The organism is Streptomyces parvus, assembly GCF_014648875.1.
Classification (GTDB): Bacteria; Actinomycetota; Actinomycetes; order Streptomycetales; family Streptomycetaceae; genus Streptomyces; species Streptomyces parvus.
In genome coordinates, this window is the sequence record NZ_BMRY01000009.1 from 241,619 (window position 1) to 256,338 (window position 14,720).

A 14,720-nucleotide genomic window follows, 5' to 3' on the forward strand; every position below is an offset into this window, starting at 1 on the left:
GAGGCATGGCTCTACTACTGAATCCCCCAGGAGAGACACCGCCGGCCGAGGGTTCCATCAGCGAGGCCCACGAGGAACGCGCGGACGGAGGGCTGTGGGAGCACCCGGGCGTGTGGACCGCGCTGATCGTGCTGGGAGCGCTCGTGGTCGCCGGATTCTTCCTCGCCCGGATCTTCGGCTACGGATGACCGGCAAGGCGTCCGCATCGGCGCGCCGGACCGCCGACGCGCTGCTGGAGGAGTGTGGGCGGACGTACGCGGCGGAGGCGGGGATCCGGCTGCGCGACACCCCGCAGCCGCTCTACCAGCTGCTGGTGCTGAGCCATCTGCTGAGCGCCCGGATCCGTGCCTCGGTCGCCGTGGCCGCCGCGCGGGCCTTGTTCGCACATGGGATGCGCACGCCGCGCCGGATGGCGGACGCGACCTGGCAGCAGCGCGTGGACGCGTTGGGCGAGGGCGGCTATCGCCGCTACGACGAGCGGACCTCCACCCAGCTCGGGGAGGGCGCCCACCTCGTCCTCGACGTCTGGAAAGGCGACCTGCGGCGGCTGCGCGCGGAGGCGGACGGCGACACGGAGGCGTTGCGGCGCGGGCTCCGGCGTGTCCCGGGCATCGGCCCGGCGGGAGCCGACATCTTCGTACGCGAGGTGCAAGGCGTGTGGCCGGAGACCGGGTTGTGGGTCGGCGCCAAGGGGATCCAGGGGGCCGAGCGGCTCGGTCTGCCGACCTCGGCCGGCCAGCTGTCCGAGGCGGTGCGCGACCGGGACCGGGCCGCGTTCGCCGCGGCGCTGGTCAGGGCGGCTCTCGACCGGGAGACCGCCGAGACGGTCCGGGAGGCGGCCCTCGCCGGGAAGTGACCGCCGCGCGGAGGAGTGACCACCGCGCGGCCTCCCGAAAGCCCAAGCCATGGCGAAGGCGCCCGGGCCGTACGGTGACGGCCGCGGGCGCCCCGCTCACTCTCAGCGGTCGGAAGCAGCCCGCGACGCGCGTGCCAGGGCCTCCTCACGGCGGGCCTCGGCCTGTTCCCTCCTGCCTTCGGCCTTCAGCCGCTCGTTCTCGAGGGCGATGCCGTCCGATTCCTTGATCATGCCTTTGAGCCTCCGCGCCTTGGCGCGGGCTATCTCGGTGCTCTTTCCCACAGCTGCCTCCATGCCGCGAGGGAGATACGCGCTTCCTCCCTCCACTATGCATACGCGCGCCGCGGAACGCAGGGGCCTACAGCAGCGGATCCTCGTCCTCCGGTCCGCCGCCCTCGACCCGCAGCGCGAGGTCCTGGAGGACGTCGGCCGACGACACGTCGGTCTGCCCGGAGTCATGGACCTGGGCGAGCATCGTGAACGCGAGGGTGAAGGCGCTCACGAGCTGTTCGACCGCGCCGCCGACCTCGCGCCCGACGACGGCGACCACCTCCTCGACGGAGAAGTCGTCGGGGATGGCGATGTGGGGCATCGTCTCGTTCAGCAGGGCGGTGACGGCGCCCGCTCCCGCGTCCAGATCTTCTCGTTCGAGGTCCGCCTCCAGCAGACGCTGCATTTCGCGCGCCTCTGTGAGGATGCCGATCACGCGCTTCACGACTTCCCGTTGCTCCATGGGCGCCAGCCTAGGCTGTGCAACCCGGTCGCAACGTCCGGTCGAGTTGACTTGCGTCCGGTTGTCGCAGCGTTGCCGCGGCCGGAAAGGGGCAGGTCCATGGAGTGTGACCCACGATCACCCGCCGTCGAGCTGACACCCGCCGCAGCCGTTCTGCTGCGGCGGCTGCGGGCTGAGCACGGTCCGTTGATGTTCCATCAGTCGGGCGGCTGCTGCGACGGCAGCGCGCCGATGTGCTATCCGGCGGGTGAGTTCCGCACCGGGGGCTCCGATGTGCTGCTGGCGGAACTCGCCGTCGAAGGAATGTCCGAAAGGGTGCCCTTCTGGATGTCGCGGAGCCAGTACGCGGTGTGGGCACACACCCGGCTGATCGTGGACGTGGTGGAGGGCCGCGGCAGCGGATTCTCCCTGGAGGCTCCGGAAGGGGTGCGCTTCCTCATCCGTTCCCGTCTGGTGGAGGGGAACGGATGAGGAAGGGTGCTGCCCGTCAGGCTGTGTCGCGCACCGCGACGATGCCGTTGAAGACGCCCGCGTACGCGGTGCCGTCGGGGCCGATCGTGATGGGCGCCCAGTTGTTGTCGTAGGCGGGCCCGGCGCCGGTGAGGGTGCGCCAGCGGCTTTCGCCGGTACGGAAGTCGACGGCGGTCAGGTACCAGGCGTCGACGCCCAGGGCGTTGGGCTCCTTCTCGTAGAAGTAGAGGAGCCCGTTGGCGGTGGACAGCTTGGGGACGGTGGAGGGCGAGCGGACGGCGCTCTCCCACACCGTGTCGCAGCCGCTGCCGTCGGGCCGTACGTCGATCCGGGTGGCGCCGCCGACTACGCTGCGGCCCAGCAGCAGGGAGGTGGGGTTCTCGTAGCCGTGGTTGTTCTCGACGACGAGGCTGTTGCCCCAGCTGATCAGCGAGTTGTCGGTGGTGGACCGGCCGTGGCCGAAGACCGGCACCGAGCAGACGAGGCGGCGGTCGGCGGGGATGTCGACGTCCCGGTGGAAGACCAGGGCGTTCATCCGGTCGTCCGCGTTGTCGGTGATCGCGACGTACTGTTCGTCGGTGCCGAACAGGTCGGGGGTGGTGCCGGAGCCCTGGTTGACCGAGCCGGGTTTGGTGCCGGTGCCCCGGTCGTACGTCTGCCGCCACTGGATGCGCGGCGTTCCGTCCGCCTCGGCCGTGAAGCTGTAGAGGGCGTGGTCGGAGACGATGGAGACCGCGTCCCGGTCCACGGAGAACGAGTTCTGGATCTCCTCGCCGTCGAGCCGGACGGACCGGATCGCCGAGGTGGCCGGGTCGACCGTGCCGACCCGGCCGAGCCGGGTGACCCACCAGATGCGGCCCTGCCAGTCGGGCATCACGGAGGTCACCGGGTCGCAGTCGCCGCTGGGGAAGAGGTTGGTCCACGACACGCAGTCGTGCGGGACGTGTCCGGTGAGGTCCCAGTCGTCCTCGACGACGAACTCCCAGCGGCCGTCGGTGTCCTGCCGGTGGGCGATGCGCAGGACGTGCTGGCGTGAGTCGGCGAGGACGACCCGGTCCTGGTCGTCGAGGTAGAAGTAGGCGCCGCCCGAGGTGTCCTTGAAGATCTTGCCGAAGTCGAGCCGGGTGATCGCCTCGACCGTGGAGGACCGCTGCGGCAGCTTGTACTCGGCAAGGGTGTCGAGCGTGAGCGGGTCGAGCAGTTTGAGCAGGAAGCCGGTGAACGTTCCGCAGACCGTGATCAGCCGGCCGCCCGCGTCGAAGGTCGCGGTGGCGCACTCGCCGCCGACCGGGGCGATCTTCTCGCTGATAACCTCCGGGCTCCGGCCGAGCGGTCCGGCGTACGGGTGGGTGCCGCTGCCCGCCGCGTCCGCGTGCATGCCGCTGCGGCCGTTGAGGGGCGAGGTAGGGGTGTTGCGGAGGCGCCTGCCCGGGGACCGGCGACGCGGTGGCGGGAGCGCCTTCGTACCCCTTGACCAGGCGGTGGCCGGGGGCTTTGGGGATGTCGTCGGCCAGGGCGGGGGCCGTGGGCCCGGCCAGGGTGGGGGTGGCGACGGCGAGCGTCAGGGCCAGGGCGCGGGCGAGCGCACTGCGGTACGGCGGGGGCATCGGGCTCCTCGGTTACGGACGGGGGTCGCGCCGCCGCCCGACGTTAGGAGGAGCTCCGTGAAGTGTCCATGGAAACGAGGAGGGTTTCGCGGGCCCGACACGCTGCCGCAACATGCCCGGCCGGGGTGGGTTCCTCAGCGCTGCGGGCGCTTCGGGCGGGAGCGGTTCTCCTGGATGGCCCGGCGGATCTCCGCTGCCGTGGAGCGTGCGTGCTCCGTGGTGGCCATGTGGTCGGCGACCGAGGGCACGAAGCGGTGCAGCGGCTGCCGGCAGTGGGCGCACGGGGCGTCGGTCGTGAGGTGGTAGCCGTCCTCGCACAGCGGATCGGTGCAGGAGCCGGGCCGCAGGAGCTGTTCGGCGATGTCCTGGGCGCTCCAGCGGCGGCGGCCGTCCTCGTCCAGCTCGCCCAGCGCGTGGGCCCACCGGAGGTTCCAGCGCCGTTCGACGCGCTCGCGGAGCTGGGCGGCGCTGCGGACGGCGATCTCCTGGTGGATGAGGTCGTGGACGGTGCTGGGCACCCGCCCGCCGAGGGCCTGGAGGAGCTGGTGCGGCAGGGCCTGGAGGACATAGCCGCGGGGGTTGCTCCGGGCGTTCTCCCGCCAGCGGTCGCAGGAACAGGAGCCGTCGGGGCGCCGGGGCGCCTGGCAGCGGCCGCACAGGCCGCGGCACTCGGCGCACAGCCCGCCGTCGAGCCCGTCCAGATGGGGCGCGGGGGCCCGGCCGCACTCGTGGCAGCAGGCGGCGCACGGCCCGCAGAGCCGCTCGTTGCCCGCCTTGGTCGTCCAGGTCCGCATCTGGCACCGGCAGCACAGAGCGGTGTTGCAGTACTCGTGGTGGGCGGCGCCCGAGTGCCGGCCGGAGGGCGGAAAAGACATCTGCCCATTGTGCGGGATGTCCGGGGTGGATGCGGACGGTCAGGGGTGCAGGCTGCTGACCAGGTCGGCGGTGGCCCCGACGCCGTCGTGGATCGTCGGGGCCATGCTCGTACCCGCGAGGAAGAAGCCCAGCAGGAGGCAGACCAGAGCGTGCGACACCTTCAGTCCGCCGTTGCGCAGAAAGATCACCGCGAGGATCACCAGGAGCAGCACCAGTGAGATCGAAATGGCCATGACCAACCTCCTCCGCCGCGCCTGATTTGCGGCTTTCGGCCGCCAGTGTGGCGTAACGGAGGGGCCGTTCGGCGCACTGGCGTGTCCGCCGAACGGGTACTTCCGGGAGGTGGCGCGTTACGGGGTCGGCATGGTGTTCCGCCGGGCGCGCAGGAACCGTTCGAGCCCTGCCAGGTCGTCGGTGTTGAGGTGGTCGACCCCGGCGGCGAGCAGTTCGGACCAGACGGCCTCGCGTTCGGGGCCCGCCACGTCCGGGGTGGCCCAGAAGCGGATGCGGCGGCCTTCGCGGTGGGCGGTGGTGACGAGGGAGCGGAGCCGGTCGCGCTCGGCCCGGGGGAAGGGGCCGGCTCCGAGCCAGCCGAAGCTCTGGGTCCAGTTGGCGCTGACGAGCGGGGCGAAGGAGGCGGGGGCCGGGGTGCCGAGGTCGTCGAGGCGGCCGTCGTAGAAGGCGAGGCGGGTGCGCTGGGCCTCCATGGGGGCCCGGGCTGCGCGGTCGCCGGAGATGACGGCGGTGACGGCCCTGGGGACCACGCGGCCGTGCTGGTAGCGGGTGAACAGGCGGTGGTGGCGGCGCAGTTGCCGGTCCAGTTCCCGGTAGGCGGCGACGCCGTCGGCCTTGATGTCGATGAGGAGTTGGAGCGGGGCCCGGTGGTGCGGGTGGACGCTGCCGTGTCCGGCGCGGACGAGGGCGGCGAGCGGGTCGAGGTAGAGCGAGGCGAGGGTGCGGTTGGGGTCGAGGGTGGCGGGCTCGTGGGCGACGAGGAGTTCGCCGTCGACGAGGAAGATGTCCGCCTCGACGCTGGTGAACCCGTGGGCGAGCGCGTCGTGCAGCGGGCGCGGGTGGAGGTAGTCGTTGTGCGCGTGGGCGTGGCGTATCGGGCGCGGGCCGCGGGGGCGGGCGGGTGCGGCGGCCGCCGTCGCGGTGGGGACGGCGACGCCCGCGGCGGCGGTGGCGAGGGCGACGGTGAGCACGCGACGGCGGGTGACGTGGGCCATGGGGACTCCCTGAGCGGCGGACGGGGTCGCGACGAGTATGGGGGCGCGACCAGCCCTTCCGTCAGGTACCTGACAGGTGTTCGGCGATGTTTCACGCCATGGCCATCTCGGGGGCGGGTGGTCGGCCGGACATCTTCTGGCTAGAGCTGTCGCAGATGGTCGCGCAGCCGCCGCGCGGCTTCGGCCATCAGCGCGTCGACGCCCGGCTGCGCGCCTGCCGGGACCGACGACTCGGTCAGTACGGCGATGGCGAAGGCCTGTCCGTCGGCGTGCTCCACTACGCCGATCTCGTGTCGCAGGTTCAGCAGGGTGCCCGTCTTGGAGGACCACCGGCTCGCGTCGGAGCTGAAGTCCGGGGTCAGCCGATGGCGCAGCACGTTGTGGGCCAGGAGGTCGCGGAGCCGTTCGACCACCTCCGGATGGATCTTCGACGGGGTCCACAGAGCCTGGAGGAGGTCGACGAAGGAGCGGGCGCTGCCGGTGTTGGCACGGGTCGTGTCGAGCTGGGGAACCCGGTGGCCCCGGCCGCTGGTGCCCGCGTCGATGGCCAGCGCGTGGGCGAGGTGCACCTGGTCGGCGTCGAAGCGCTCCACGGGGGTGTCGAACAGCTCCTCCGTGCGGTGCCGGACCGTGATCCCGCGCAGGCCGGCTTCCCGGAGGAGGCCGGCGACCCGGGCGGGCGGAGTGAGGTCGAACAGCGCGTCGGCGGCGGTGCCGTCGCTCAGACAGGTGCTGAGGTAGAGCAGGTCGTCGATCGCGATCCGGGCGGGGTGCCGGAAGCGGCTGAGTCCGGTCGGGCCGGGCGTGGTGACGCGGCCGGGCGCCACATCCAGCAGGGTCGCGCCGTCCAGCTCACCGCGCCGGATGCGTTCGAGCGTGGCGAGCGCGAGCGGGACCTTCACCAGGGAGGCCGACGGCAGGTCCGTGTCCGGATCGATGCCCAGCTCCTCCCCCGTGCCCAGGTCCCGCACCAGCAGGCACGCGCGCAGGCCGCCCTCGGACAGCCGGGTACGCACGTCCCGCACCAGGGCCTCGGTGTTCATGCCGCCTTCCCTTCCCCGGCGCCGGCCGGCTCGTCCGCGCCCAGGCAGCGGGTGATGGCCTCGCCCAGCCGCGCTTCCATGGGCAGGGGGTTGCCGTCCGCCACGACCGTGAGGGCGTAGCCCCGGCGCGGTGTCATCTCACCGATGGGGTGCCAGGCGAGCGCGAGTTCCGCCGCCTGGGCCCGGGAGCACAGCAGCAGGTCGTCGGAGCAGAGGACCTCGGCCGCGGCGGCCGTCAGGTCCGGTGCGGCGAGGACCTGTGCGGGCCGCAGGCCCACCGCGTCCCGCAGCCGTGTCAGGGGGTCGCGGATGTGCGGTACGTCGTCCTCCGGCTGGATCCAGACGCGGCGGGCCGGCCCCGGCGCACCCCGCCCGAGCCGAAGTGTCTCCACGTAGATCCGCCGTACCCCGCCGTCCCGCGCCCCGGCCAGCCCCAGTGGTACGGACCAGGGCGCCCCTTCCGCGGGTACGGCGAGCAGGGCGGCCCGCACCTGCTGGGCCTGGAGGAGTTCCCTGCGCCGCGCGGGTCCGGCGGTCCGGAGGTCGAGCCGGACGCCGTGGTCCCGCGCCTCGGCGACCAGGTGTGCCAGGGCGGAGGCGGAGCAGATGGCGGGGACGGCAAGCCGCCAGGGCTTGTGCTTGACGGCTTCGGCCTCCTCCAGCAGCACGTCGGCGGCCTGGACGAGCTGCCTCGCGGCGGCCAGCATGTCGCGCCCGAAGGGGGTGAGCACCGCCCGCCGGGAGGTGCGCTCGAACAGCTGCTCGCCGAAGCGCTGCTCCAGCGCCGCGACCCGGCGGCTCGCCACCGACTGGGACATTCCGGCGACGGCCGCCCCGTCGGTGAAGCCGCCGTACTCGCTGACGCTCACGAACGCCCGACATGCTCCGACCAGATCCACACCCCGAGCCTATGCGGTTTCGGCATGGAAACGCCCATGAGGGTATTGGACCGCATGACGGGAGGGGGACGAAGGTGGCTGCGGCAGGCAAGATCACGTACCGGGACGGAGCCGTGCGCCTCCGTCCCCGATGCGCTCCGGACCGGAGCGCCAGGAGGTTTCGCCCATGCATCACCCCCGCGTCAGGACCGCCGTCGCCGGACTGGTCGCCGCGCTGTGCCTCGTACCGCTGGCGGCCTGCGGGCAGAGCGACTCCGCCGAGCCGCCCTCCTCCGCCAAGCCCGCCGCGAGCGCGCCGGCCTCCGGTGCCGCCGCGAAGCCGTACACCGGCGACTTCAAGAAGCTGGAGCGCGAGTTCGACGCGCGGCTGGGTGTGTACGCGATCGACACCGGCACCGGACGCGAGGTGACCCACAACGACCGGGACCGGTTCGCCTACAACTCCACCTTCAAGGCGCTCCAGGCCGCGGTCGTGCTCAGCACCTACTCCCTGGACGGGATGGACAAGCGGGTGACCTACGCCCGCGAGGACCTGGTCGCCAACTCCCCGGTGACCGAGAAGCACGTCGACACCGGCATGACGCTGAAGGAGCTGTGCGACGCCTCCGTGCGGTACAGCGACAACACCGCGGCCAACCTCCTCTTCGACCACGTCGGCGGCCCGGGGGGCCTGGACGCCTCGCTGGAGAAGCTGGGCGACGACGTCACGCGGATGGACCGGGAGGAGCCGGAGCTGAGCCGCTGGGTTCCCGGCGAGAAGAGGGACACCTCCACTCCCCGGGCGCTGGCCGAGGATCTGCGCGCGTTCGTCCTGGGCAGGGCCCTGGGCGCACCCGAGCGGGCACAGCTGACGACATGGCTGCGGACCAACACCACCGGGGACGCGGTGATCAGGGCGGGGGTGCCGGAGAACTGGGTCGTCGGGGACAAGACCGGGACCGGCAGCTACTACGGGGCCCGCAACGACATCGCCGTGGTGTGGCCCCCGGACTCCGCCCCCATCGTGATCGCCGTCCTGTCGCACCGCGGTACGAAGGACGCGGAGCCGGACGACCGGCTGATCGCCGAAGCGGCCTCCGTGGTCGTCGACTCGCTGGCCTCCTAGTCGTTCACCCCGGCGATCGCGGCCGGTGTCTTCTCGGTGTCGCGCTCGTCCCAGCGGACCGTACGGTCGCACCAGCGCTCCAACAGGACCCGGTCGTGGCCGACGGCCAGCAGGGCCGCCCCGGACTCGGCGCGGTAGCGCTCGACGACGGCTACCAGGGCTGCCGTGGTGGACGCGTCGAGCATCGCGGTCATCTCGTCGCAGATCAGCAGCCGGGGCCGCAGCACCAGGGCGCGGGCGAGGCAGGCGCGCTGGAGCTGGCCGTCGCTCACGGCGTGCGGCCGGCGCTCCAGCAGCTCGTCGGAGAGGCCGACCAGCGGGGCCAGCTCCGCCACCCGCTCGGGGACGTCCCGGCGGCGGCCGGTGGACCGCAGCGGCTGGGCGATCAGTTCGCGCAGGCTGAGGCGGGGGTCGGCGGAGAGCCGGGGCTGCTGGAAGACCACGCCGACGGCGGTGCGCTGCTCGCGCGGGGCGCGGTGCCGCCAGCCGCGTATCACCGTGCCGTCGAGGGTCATGGTTCCGGCGTCCGGGCGGTGCAGGAGGGCGGCGACCTTGGCCAGGGTGGACTTGCCGCAGCCGCTGGGGCCCAGCAGTCCGACGGCCTCGCCCGCTCCGACGTGCAGGGACACATCGTGGACGACGGGGGCGCGGCGGTCGTAGCCGGCGGTGATCCGGGTCAGCTCAAGCATCGGCGGACTCCTTCGTCGGGGAGGGTGTCCGGGCGGTCGGCGCGTGGTGGCAGGCCAGTCCCGCCGTGAAGGCCGGGCGTTCGCCGGTGCAGCGGGCGTCCGCGTACGCGCAGCGGTCGGCGAAGGCGCAGCCGTCGGGCAGCGCGCCCAGCTCCGGCGGCATCCCGGGGATCGGGGTGAACTCCCGCTCGGGCAGGGCGTCCAGCAGACCCTTGGCGTAGGGGTGGCGGGGGCCGGGGGCGCCGAAGAAGGCCTCGGCCTCCGCGATCTCGACGATCCGGCCCGCGTACATCACGGCGACCCGGTCGGCGATGCGTTCGGCGGCGGCCAGGTCGTGGGTGATGATCAGCAGGGCCCGGCCCTCGTCGGTGTGGCGGCGCAGTTCGTCGACGGTCCGCTCGACGAGGTCCCGGTCGAGTCCGGTGGTCGGTTCGTCGGCGAGCAGCAGCGGGGCGTCGCCGATCAGGGCGAGGGCGGTCGCGGCGCGCTGGGCGAGTCCGCCGGAGAGCTCGTGCGGGTAGCGGTCGAGGTGGCCCTCGGGGAACGAGGCGCGGGCGGCGGCCGCCACGGCGGACTTCGGCAGCTCGCTCCGCCGCACCCCGGTCAGCTCGCGCAGGCTCTCCTCCAGCTGGGCCCGGACGGTGCGCACGGGCGTGAGGTGGGCGGCGGGACTCTGCGGTACGAGGCCGATGCGCCGTCCCCGTACGGTGCGGGCGAGAGTGCGCTCCCCGGCGGTGAGCAGGTCCGTGTCGCCGCCGAGCACCGCGCTTCCGGTGGTGGCCGCGTTGGCGGGCAGCAGGCCGAGCAGGGCGGAGGCCAGGACGGACTTGCCGCAGCCGCTCTCGCCGACCAGGGCGAGGCACTCCCCCGGTGCGACGGAGAAGCGGGCGCCGGTGACGGCGGCGATGTCCCGGCCGCCGCGCATCCGGAAGCGGACGGACAGGTCCCGGACGTCCAGGACGGGATCCGGGGCCTTGGTCGTCGCTCGGTCGGCGATCACAGCATCAGCTCCGATTTCCGGCGCGGGTTGATCCGGTCGCGCCAGGCTCCGGCGAGTCCCGCGAGCGCGAGGGTCGGGATGATCAGGAAGAGGCCGGGGAAGAGGGTGGGCCACCAGTCCCCCGCGAGCAGCGAACCGCGCGCGGACTGGACGAGGTTGCCGAGGCTCGCCTGGTGGGCCGGGAGGCCGAGGCCGAGGAAGGACAGCGCCGACTCGTGCCACATGGCGTGCGGCACCATCAGCACCGCCGCGAGGCCCGCCTGCGGCAGCACGCCGGGCAGCAGGTGGCGGACGATGACCCGGGTGCGGGACGCCCCGCCGGAGACGGCCGCGTCGATGAAGGGGCGCGAGCGCAGCGAGAGCACCTCGGAGCGGACGATCCGGGCGGTGGAGATCCAGTGCGTCAGGGCGACCGAGACGATCACCGGCCAGACGCCGGGCCGGAACATCGCGACGATGAAGATGCCGAGCAGCAGGTGCGGGATGGAGGACAGGGCGTCGACGACCCGCATGACGATCCGGTCCGTCCAGCCGCCGAACGCCCCGGCGAGCGCGCCGATCGCGGTGCCGATGACGGTGGCGGTGAGGGCGGCGACCAGGCCGACGAGCAGGGAGACACGCAGCCCGTAGACGCAGCGCAGCAGGAGGTCGCGGCCGACGTCGTCGGTGCCGAACGGGTGGGCGAGCGACGGCGGGTCGAGTTTGTTGGCCAGGTCGACGGCCTGCTGGTCGAGCTGGGCCAGCGGCGGGACGACGAGGACGGCGAGCGCCACGGCGGTGACGATCACCGCCGAGGTGACGACCCGGACGCGCCGGGTGGTGCGCCCCGGCCGGGCGAGTGCGGTCTCAGCCATCGAAGGCCACCCGGGGGTCGGCGAGTCCGTAGAGGAGGTCGGAGAGCAGGTTGCCGAGCAGGACGGCGGCGGTGGCGAGCACCGTGAGCGCGGCGAGCAGGGAGAAGTCCACCGAGGTGGCAGCCTCGACGGTGGCGGCGGCGATGCCGGGCCAGCTGAAGACCGTCTCGACGAGCAGGGCGCCGGTGATGAGTTCGGGGACGCGGGAGCCGATGAGCGTGAGCATCGGCAGCATCCCGGAGCGCAGGGCGTGGCCGAGGAGGACGGTGCGTTCGCTCAGTCCCCGGGCGCGGGCGCCGCGGACCGGGTCCTCGGCCAGGGCGTCGGCGACCCCTTGGCGTACGTACAGGAAGAACCACGGCAGCTGGGAGATGCCGAGGACCGCCGCGGGCAGCACGAGGTGGGAGGCGACCTGGCCGAAGGTGACGACGTCGCTGGCGGCGTCGGTGAGCCCGCCCGCCGGCAGGACGTCGAGCTTCAGGGCGAAGAACCAGATGGCGAGGAGCCCGAGCCAGAAGGCGGGGGCGGCTTCCAGGGTGTACGCGACGGAGCTGACGCACCGGTCGAGCCAGCCGCCGGGCCTGCGGGCGGCGAGGACGCCGAGTCCGGTGCCGAGGAGGATCGCGACGAGGAAGGCGGTGGCGGCGAGCAGGACGGACCAGCCCATGCGTTCCGCGATGACGTCGGCGACGGGCTGGCGCATCACGCTGGAGTCGCCGAGGTCGCCCCGGAGGGCGGAGGTGAGCCAGTCCCACCACCGGGCGACGAGCGGCTGGTCGACGCCGAGGTTGGCCCGCAGCTGGTCGAGGTTCTCCTGCGACGCGGTGAGCCCGGCGGTGCCCGCGTACGCCTTGACCGGGTCGAAGGGGGAGGCGGCGGCGGCGGCGAAGACGCCGAAGGTGACGACGCCGAGGACGGGGACGGCGAACAGGGTCCGCCGTCCCGCCATCCGCGCCATCGGCCCCCAGGGAAGGCGCCGGCTCACTTCTTCGCGTCCCCGGCGCTCTTGGTGGACCACTTCTCGACGTTCCACCAGGGGCCGGAGGCCAGCCCGTGGTCGTGCGGCTCGACCTGGGTGGTGAGGGCGCCGAAGCGGTCGTCGACGACGTAGAGGTGGTCGATGTGGGTGAGGAAGGTGTAGCCCGGGTTCTTCACCAGCTCGCGCTGGACGGTGTCGTACGCCTTCTTCCGCTCGGCCTTGTCCCCGCTCCTGCGCCCCGCCTCGATCGCGGCGTCGACGGCCTTGTTGTCGTACCAGGCCATGTTGTTGAAGCCGTCGCCCGCGAGGGAGGACTTCAGCAGGGTGTACTGGTCGAAGTCGGGGTCGGCCGGGGAGCCGCCGCCCGCGAGCACGGCGTCGTGCTTCATGCGGGGCTCGATGACCTCCCAGGTACCGGCCTCGGTGCGGATGTCGATGCCCGCCTTCTTGGCGTCGGAGGCGTAGGCGAGGGCGTGCTCCTGGCGGAGCTTGTCACCGCTGAGGTACCAGAGGGGGAAGGTGGCGCGCACGCCGTCCTTGACGCGGACGCCGTCCTTGCCGGGCTTCCATCCGGCCTCGTCCAGGATCTTCTTCGCGGCGGCGAGGTCGTGCTTGCGCTCCGTGCCCTTCGTGAACCACTCGCTGTCGGTGGGGACCGGGCCGTAGGCGGGCTTGCCGCTGCCGTTGAGGATCGCGTCGACCATGGTCTGCCGGTCGACGGCCACATCGAGGGCCCGGCGTACGTCGGTGTCGCCCGCGACCTTGTTGTTGGTGGGGAGCGTCACCGTGCGGTAGTCGTAGCTGTTCGCGGCGTAGGTCTTCTTGGCCTTGTCATTCGCGAAGCCCTTGGCGAGGTTGGGCGGCAGGATCGCGCCGTCGAGGTCGCCGGAGCGCAGCCGGGTGGCGCGCACCTCGTCGTCCTTGATGATCGCCATGGTGAACTTCTTCACCTCGGGTGCGCCGCCCCAGTAGTCGGGGTTGGCGGTGAAGCTGAGCTTCTCGCCCTTGGACCACTTGGTGAGGACGTAGGGCCCGGTGCCGATCGGCTTGGTGGTGAAGGCCCCGGTGTTGACGTCCTGCTTGCCCGCGATGTGCTCGGGGGCGATGGGCAGGACGGTGCGCTGGGCGAACGGCGCGTAGGGGTACTTGAGCGTGAAGACGACCGTGTCCTCGCCCTTCGCCGTGACGTCCTTGACGGCGTCCAACTCGGTGCGGGAGGGGTTGTTGGTCTTCTCGTCGAGGATGGTGCGGTAGGTGAAGACGACGTCCTTGGCGCTGAACGCCTTGCCGTCGCTGAACTTCACGCCCTGGCGCAGCTTGTACGTGTAGGTCAGGCCGTCGGCACTGACCTCGGGGAGCGCGGCGGCGAGGGCGGGGCGGAGCCTCATGTCCCCGTCCAGGGCGAGCAGCCCGTCGAAGATCTTGGAGTTGCCGTCCTTGCCGTAGCCGAGCAGCGGGCTCAGGCTGTCGGGCTCGTAGGCGATGCCGACGACGGCCGAGGTGGAGCCCGAACCGGATCCGCTCTTGGCGCTGTCCGGGTTCGAGCAGGCCGCCGCGGTCAGGGACAGGGCGGTCGCCAGTGTGGCGGCGACCGCTACCCGTATCGATCGGGCCGTCATATCTCTGCACATCCCTGTTGAAGATCGGCTGCTATTGCGAACAGCAGGCAATTAAACCGCATGCTCCTGCCGCATCGCTCCGGCCGGGACCCACCCGGTCCACCGAGGGGTCCGGCGGGGGCACCGGGTCCGGCCGACGGGCCGGCGGACGTCCGGCTGCTCCTGGACGGGATGATTCGGGAACGAAACGTAAGAATTGTCTCCTCGCATCCTTCGTGCACTCCCAGGCCATTCGGACTCAGACGCTCCGGAAAGGTTGATTAGCTTTCCGATATCGCTTTCACGAAGAAAAGACCACAGGAAGGCATATGTCCTCCCGGGAGTTTCCCGTGAGCAAATACGCCGAAGGAACACCTGAAGCGGTGACACTCACGGCCTCCCGCCTTTGAGACATTCTTCCCGAAGCACCTTGGCCGATTAGCGCGGCTCCGGGCCCCGCACCCCGTCCTAATCTTCCGAGCCGGTGCGCGACCGCCACCGATTCGGCCTTCAACTCCCGGAGCACACATGTCACTTCCCGAGATGGCCACGGCCTTCGACCTCGACTCGCTGGACCTCGGAGAGATCACTGTCACCGCGATGCGCGACACCGCGGGCATAGGCGAGTCCACCTATTCCCTGTCGTCCTCCTCCTCGACGTCCTGCCAGGGATGCAGCGGATGCAGCGTGCAGCCGCCGACGTCGATCGACGCCGCGTGACGCGGAACCTGTGAGGGCTTCCGCGGCTCCGTCCGCCCGTTCCACGGCACGGTGGCGCGGA

Annotated in this window: 17 protein-coding genes and 1 pseudogene; 5 read left to right on the forward strand and 13 right to left on the reverse strand. The window is 72.2% G+C overall.

Going from position 1 to position 14,720, the window contains the following annotated elements:
* The first annotated feature begins 5 nt into the window (after window positions 1-5).
* Window positions 6-188, forward strand: a complete 183-nt coding sequence (locus IE140_RS26325; RefSeq protein WP_150198037.1) for a DUF6480 family protein — start codon at window positions 6-8, stop codon at window positions 186-188.
* Window positions 185-856: an endonuclease gene (locus IE140_RS26330; RefSeq protein WP_150198039.1), complete on the forward strand. Its 672-nt coding sequence runs from the start codon at window positions 185-187 to the stop codon at window positions 854-856. The genes IE140_RS26325 and IE140_RS26330 overlap by 4 nt, the downstream gene beginning before the upstream one ends.
* Window positions 857-958: 102 nt before the next feature.
* Here the strand turns inward: IE140_RS26330 and IE140_RS26335 are convergent, their stop codons facing one another.
* Both IE140_RS26335 and IE140_RS26340 read right to left on the reverse strand, forming a co-directional pair.
* Complete coding sequence (locus IE140_RS26335; RefSeq protein ID WP_032765385.1) at window positions 959-1,138, reverse strand: hypothetical protein; 180 nt, start codon at window positions 1,136-1,138, stop codon at window positions 959-961.
* 76 nt (window positions 1,139-1,214) lie between these two features.
* On the reverse strand, window positions 1,215-1,589 hold the full coding sequence (locus IE140_RS26340) for a hypothetical protein (protein ID WP_032765386.1): 375 nt from the start codon (window positions 1,587-1,589) through the stop codon (window positions 1,215-1,217).
* A 99-nt stretch (window positions 1,590-1,688) separates the two neighbouring features.
* On the opposite strand from IE140_RS26340, the gene IE140_RS26345 reads away from it, so the two are divergent.
* Window positions 1,689-2,060 carry a DUF779 domain-containing protein gene (locus IE140_RS26345; RefSeq protein WP_109181168.1) on the forward strand — a complete coding sequence of 124 codons (372 nt, stop codon included), beginning with the start codon at window positions 1,689-1,691 and terminating at the stop codon, window positions 2,058-2,060.
* A 16-nt stretch (window positions 2,061-2,076) separates the two neighbouring features.
* Here the strand turns inward: IE140_RS26345 and IE140_RS26350 are convergent.
* The 6 genes and pseudogenes from IE140_RS26350 to IE140_RS26375 form a co-directional block, all read right to left on the reverse strand.
* Window positions 2,077-3,667: pseudogene (locus IE140_RS26350) on the reverse strand (hypothetical protein).
* A gap of 134 nt (window positions 3,668-3,801) precedes the next feature.
* Window positions 3,802-4,542: a hypothetical protein gene (locus tag IE140_RS26355; protein ID WP_109181167.1), complete on the reverse strand. Its 741-nt coding sequence runs from the start codon at window positions 4,540-4,542 to the stop codon at window positions 3,802-3,804.
* Between the two features lie 39 nt (window positions 4,543-4,581).
* Entirely contained in the window at window positions 4,582-4,776 is a 195-nt protein-coding gene (locus IE140_RS26360; RefSeq protein ID WP_006129323.1) for a hypothetical protein, read from the reverse strand.
* 117 nt (window positions 4,777-4,893) lie between these two features.
* Entirely contained in the window at window positions 4,894-5,772 is an 879-nt protein-coding gene (locus IE140_RS26365) for a phosphatidylinositol-specific phospholipase C/glycerophosphodiester phosphodiesterase family protein (RefSeq protein WP_189460754.1), read from the reverse strand.
* A 140-nt stretch (window positions 5,773-5,912) separates the two neighbouring features.
* Window positions 5,913-6,815, reverse strand: coding sequence for a serine hydrolase (locus IE140_RS26370; protein ID WP_150197490.1), 903 nt, complete (start codon window positions 6,813-6,815; stop codon window positions 5,913-5,915).
* Complete coding sequence (locus IE140_RS26375; RefSeq protein WP_373296196.1) at window positions 6,812-7,684, reverse strand: LysR family transcriptional regulator; 873 nt, start codon at window positions 7,682-7,684, stop codon at window positions 6,812-6,814. Before IE140_RS26375 ends, IE140_RS26370 begins: the two co-directional genes overlap by 4 nt.
* Before the next feature lie 196 nt (window positions 7,685-7,880).
* On the opposite strand from IE140_RS26375, the gene bla reads away from it, so the two are divergent.
* Window positions 7,881-8,819 (forward strand): class A beta-lactamase, encoded by a 939-nt coding sequence (gene bla, locus IE140_RS26380; protein WP_150197488.1) that lies wholly within the window; start codon window positions 7,881-7,883, stop codon window positions 8,817-8,819.
* On the opposite strand, the gene IE140_RS26385 is transcribed toward bla, so the two are convergent.
* From IE140_RS26385 to IE140_RS26405, 5 genes are read right to left on the reverse strand one after another with little or no spacing between them, the layout of a single operon-like run.
* Entirely contained in the window at window positions 8,816-9,508 is a 693-nt protein-coding gene (locus IE140_RS26385; protein WP_150197487.1) for an ABC transporter ATP-binding protein, read from the reverse strand. The two genes, bla and IE140_RS26385, sit on opposite strands and share 4 nt — an antisense overlap.
* Window positions 9,501-10,508 carry an ABC transporter ATP-binding protein gene (locus IE140_RS26390; protein ID WP_150197486.1) on the reverse strand — a complete coding sequence of 336 codons (1,008 nt, stop codon included), beginning with the start codon at window positions 10,506-10,508 and terminating at the stop codon, window positions 9,501-9,503. Before IE140_RS26390 ends, IE140_RS26385 begins: the two co-directional genes overlap by 8 nt.
* The gene (locus tag IE140_RS26395; RefSeq protein WP_093443528.1) at window positions 10,505-11,362 is read right to left on the reverse strand and encodes an ABC transporter permease; all 858 of its coding nucleotides are present in this window, start codon (window positions 11,360-11,362) and stop codon (window positions 10,505-10,507) included. The genes IE140_RS26390 and IE140_RS26395 overlap by 4 nt, the downstream gene beginning before the upstream one ends.
* The gene (locus IE140_RS26400; RefSeq protein ID WP_189460756.1) at window positions 11,355-12,320 is read right to left on the reverse strand and encodes an ABC transporter permease; all 966 of its coding nucleotides are present in this window, start codon (window positions 12,318-12,320) and stop codon (window positions 11,355-11,357) included. Before IE140_RS26400 ends, IE140_RS26395 begins: the two co-directional genes overlap by 8 nt.
* Window positions 12,321-12,343: 23 nt before the next feature.
* Window positions 12,344-13,960, reverse strand: coding sequence for an ABC transporter substrate-binding protein (locus IE140_RS26405; RefSeq protein ID WP_150197484.1), 1,617 nt, complete (start codon window positions 13,958-13,960; stop codon window positions 12,344-12,346).
* Between the two features lie 507 nt (window positions 13,961-14,467).
* Here IE140_RS26405 and IE140_RS26410 point away from each other — a divergent pair.
* Window positions 14,468-14,659 carry a thiazolylpeptide-type bacteriocin gene (locus tag IE140_RS26410; RefSeq protein ID WP_032774698.1) on the forward strand — a complete coding sequence of 64 codons (192 nt, stop codon included), beginning with the start codon at window positions 14,468-14,470 and terminating at the stop codon, window positions 14,657-14,659.
* Window positions 14,660-14,720: the final 61 nt, after the last annotated feature.

Bases quoted from the DNA above. Each gene is read 5' to 3' on its own strand.
- IE140_RS26325 (WP_150198037.1), top strand. From the start codon at position 6: ATGGCTCTACTACTGAATCCCCCAGGAGAGACACCGCCGGCCGAGGGT.
- IE140_RS26330 (WP_150198039.1), top strand. From the start codon at position 185: ATGACCGGCAAGGCGTCCGCATCGGCGCGCCGGACCGCCGACGCGCTG.
- IE140_RS26340 (WP_032765386.1), bottom strand. From the start codon at position 1,589: ATGGAGCAACGGGAAGTCGTGAAGCGCGTGATCGGCATCCTCACAGAG.
- IE140_RS26345 (WP_109181168.1), top strand. From the start codon at position 1,689: ATGGAGTGTGACCCACGATCACCCGCCGTCGAGCTGACACCCGCCGCA.
- IE140_RS26355 (WP_109181167.1), bottom strand. From the start codon at position 4,542: ATGTCTTTTCCGCCCTCCGGCCGGCACTCGGGCGCCGCCCACCACGAG.
- IE140_RS26360 (WP_006129323.1), bottom strand. From the start codon at position 4,776: ATGGCCATTTCGATCTCACTGGTGCTGCTCCTGGTGATCCTCGCGGTG.
- IE140_RS26365 (WP_189460754.1), bottom strand. From the start codon at position 5,772: ATGGCCCACGTCACCCGCCGTCGCGTGCTCACCGTCGCCCTCGCCACC.
- IE140_RS26370 (WP_150197490.1), bottom strand. From the start codon at position 6,815: ATGAACACCGAGGCCCTGGTGCGGGACGTGCGTACCCGGCTGTCCGAG.
- bla (WP_150197488.1), top strand. From the start codon at position 7,881: ATGCATCACCCCCGCGTCAGGACCGCCGTCGCCGGACTGGTCGCCGCG.
- IE140_RS26385 (WP_150197487.1), bottom strand. From the start codon at position 9,508: ATGCTTGAGCTGACCCGGATCACCGCCGGCTACGACCGCCGCGCCCCC.
- IE140_RS26395 (WP_093443528.1), bottom strand. From the start codon at position 11,362: ATGGCTGAGACCGCACTCGCCCGGCCGGGGCGCACCACCCGGCGCGTC.
- IE140_RS26400 (WP_189460756.1), bottom strand. From the start codon at position 12,320: ATGGCGCGGATGGCGGGACGGCGGACCCTGTTCGCCGTCCCCGTCCTC.
- IE140_RS26405 (WP_150197484.1), bottom strand. From the start codon at position 13,960: ATGACGGCCCGATCGATACGGGTAGCGGTCGCCGCCACACTGGCGACC.
- IE140_RS26410 (WP_032774698.1), top strand. From the start codon at position 14,468: ATGTCACTTCCCGAGATGGCCACGGCCTTCGACCTCGACTCGCTGGAC.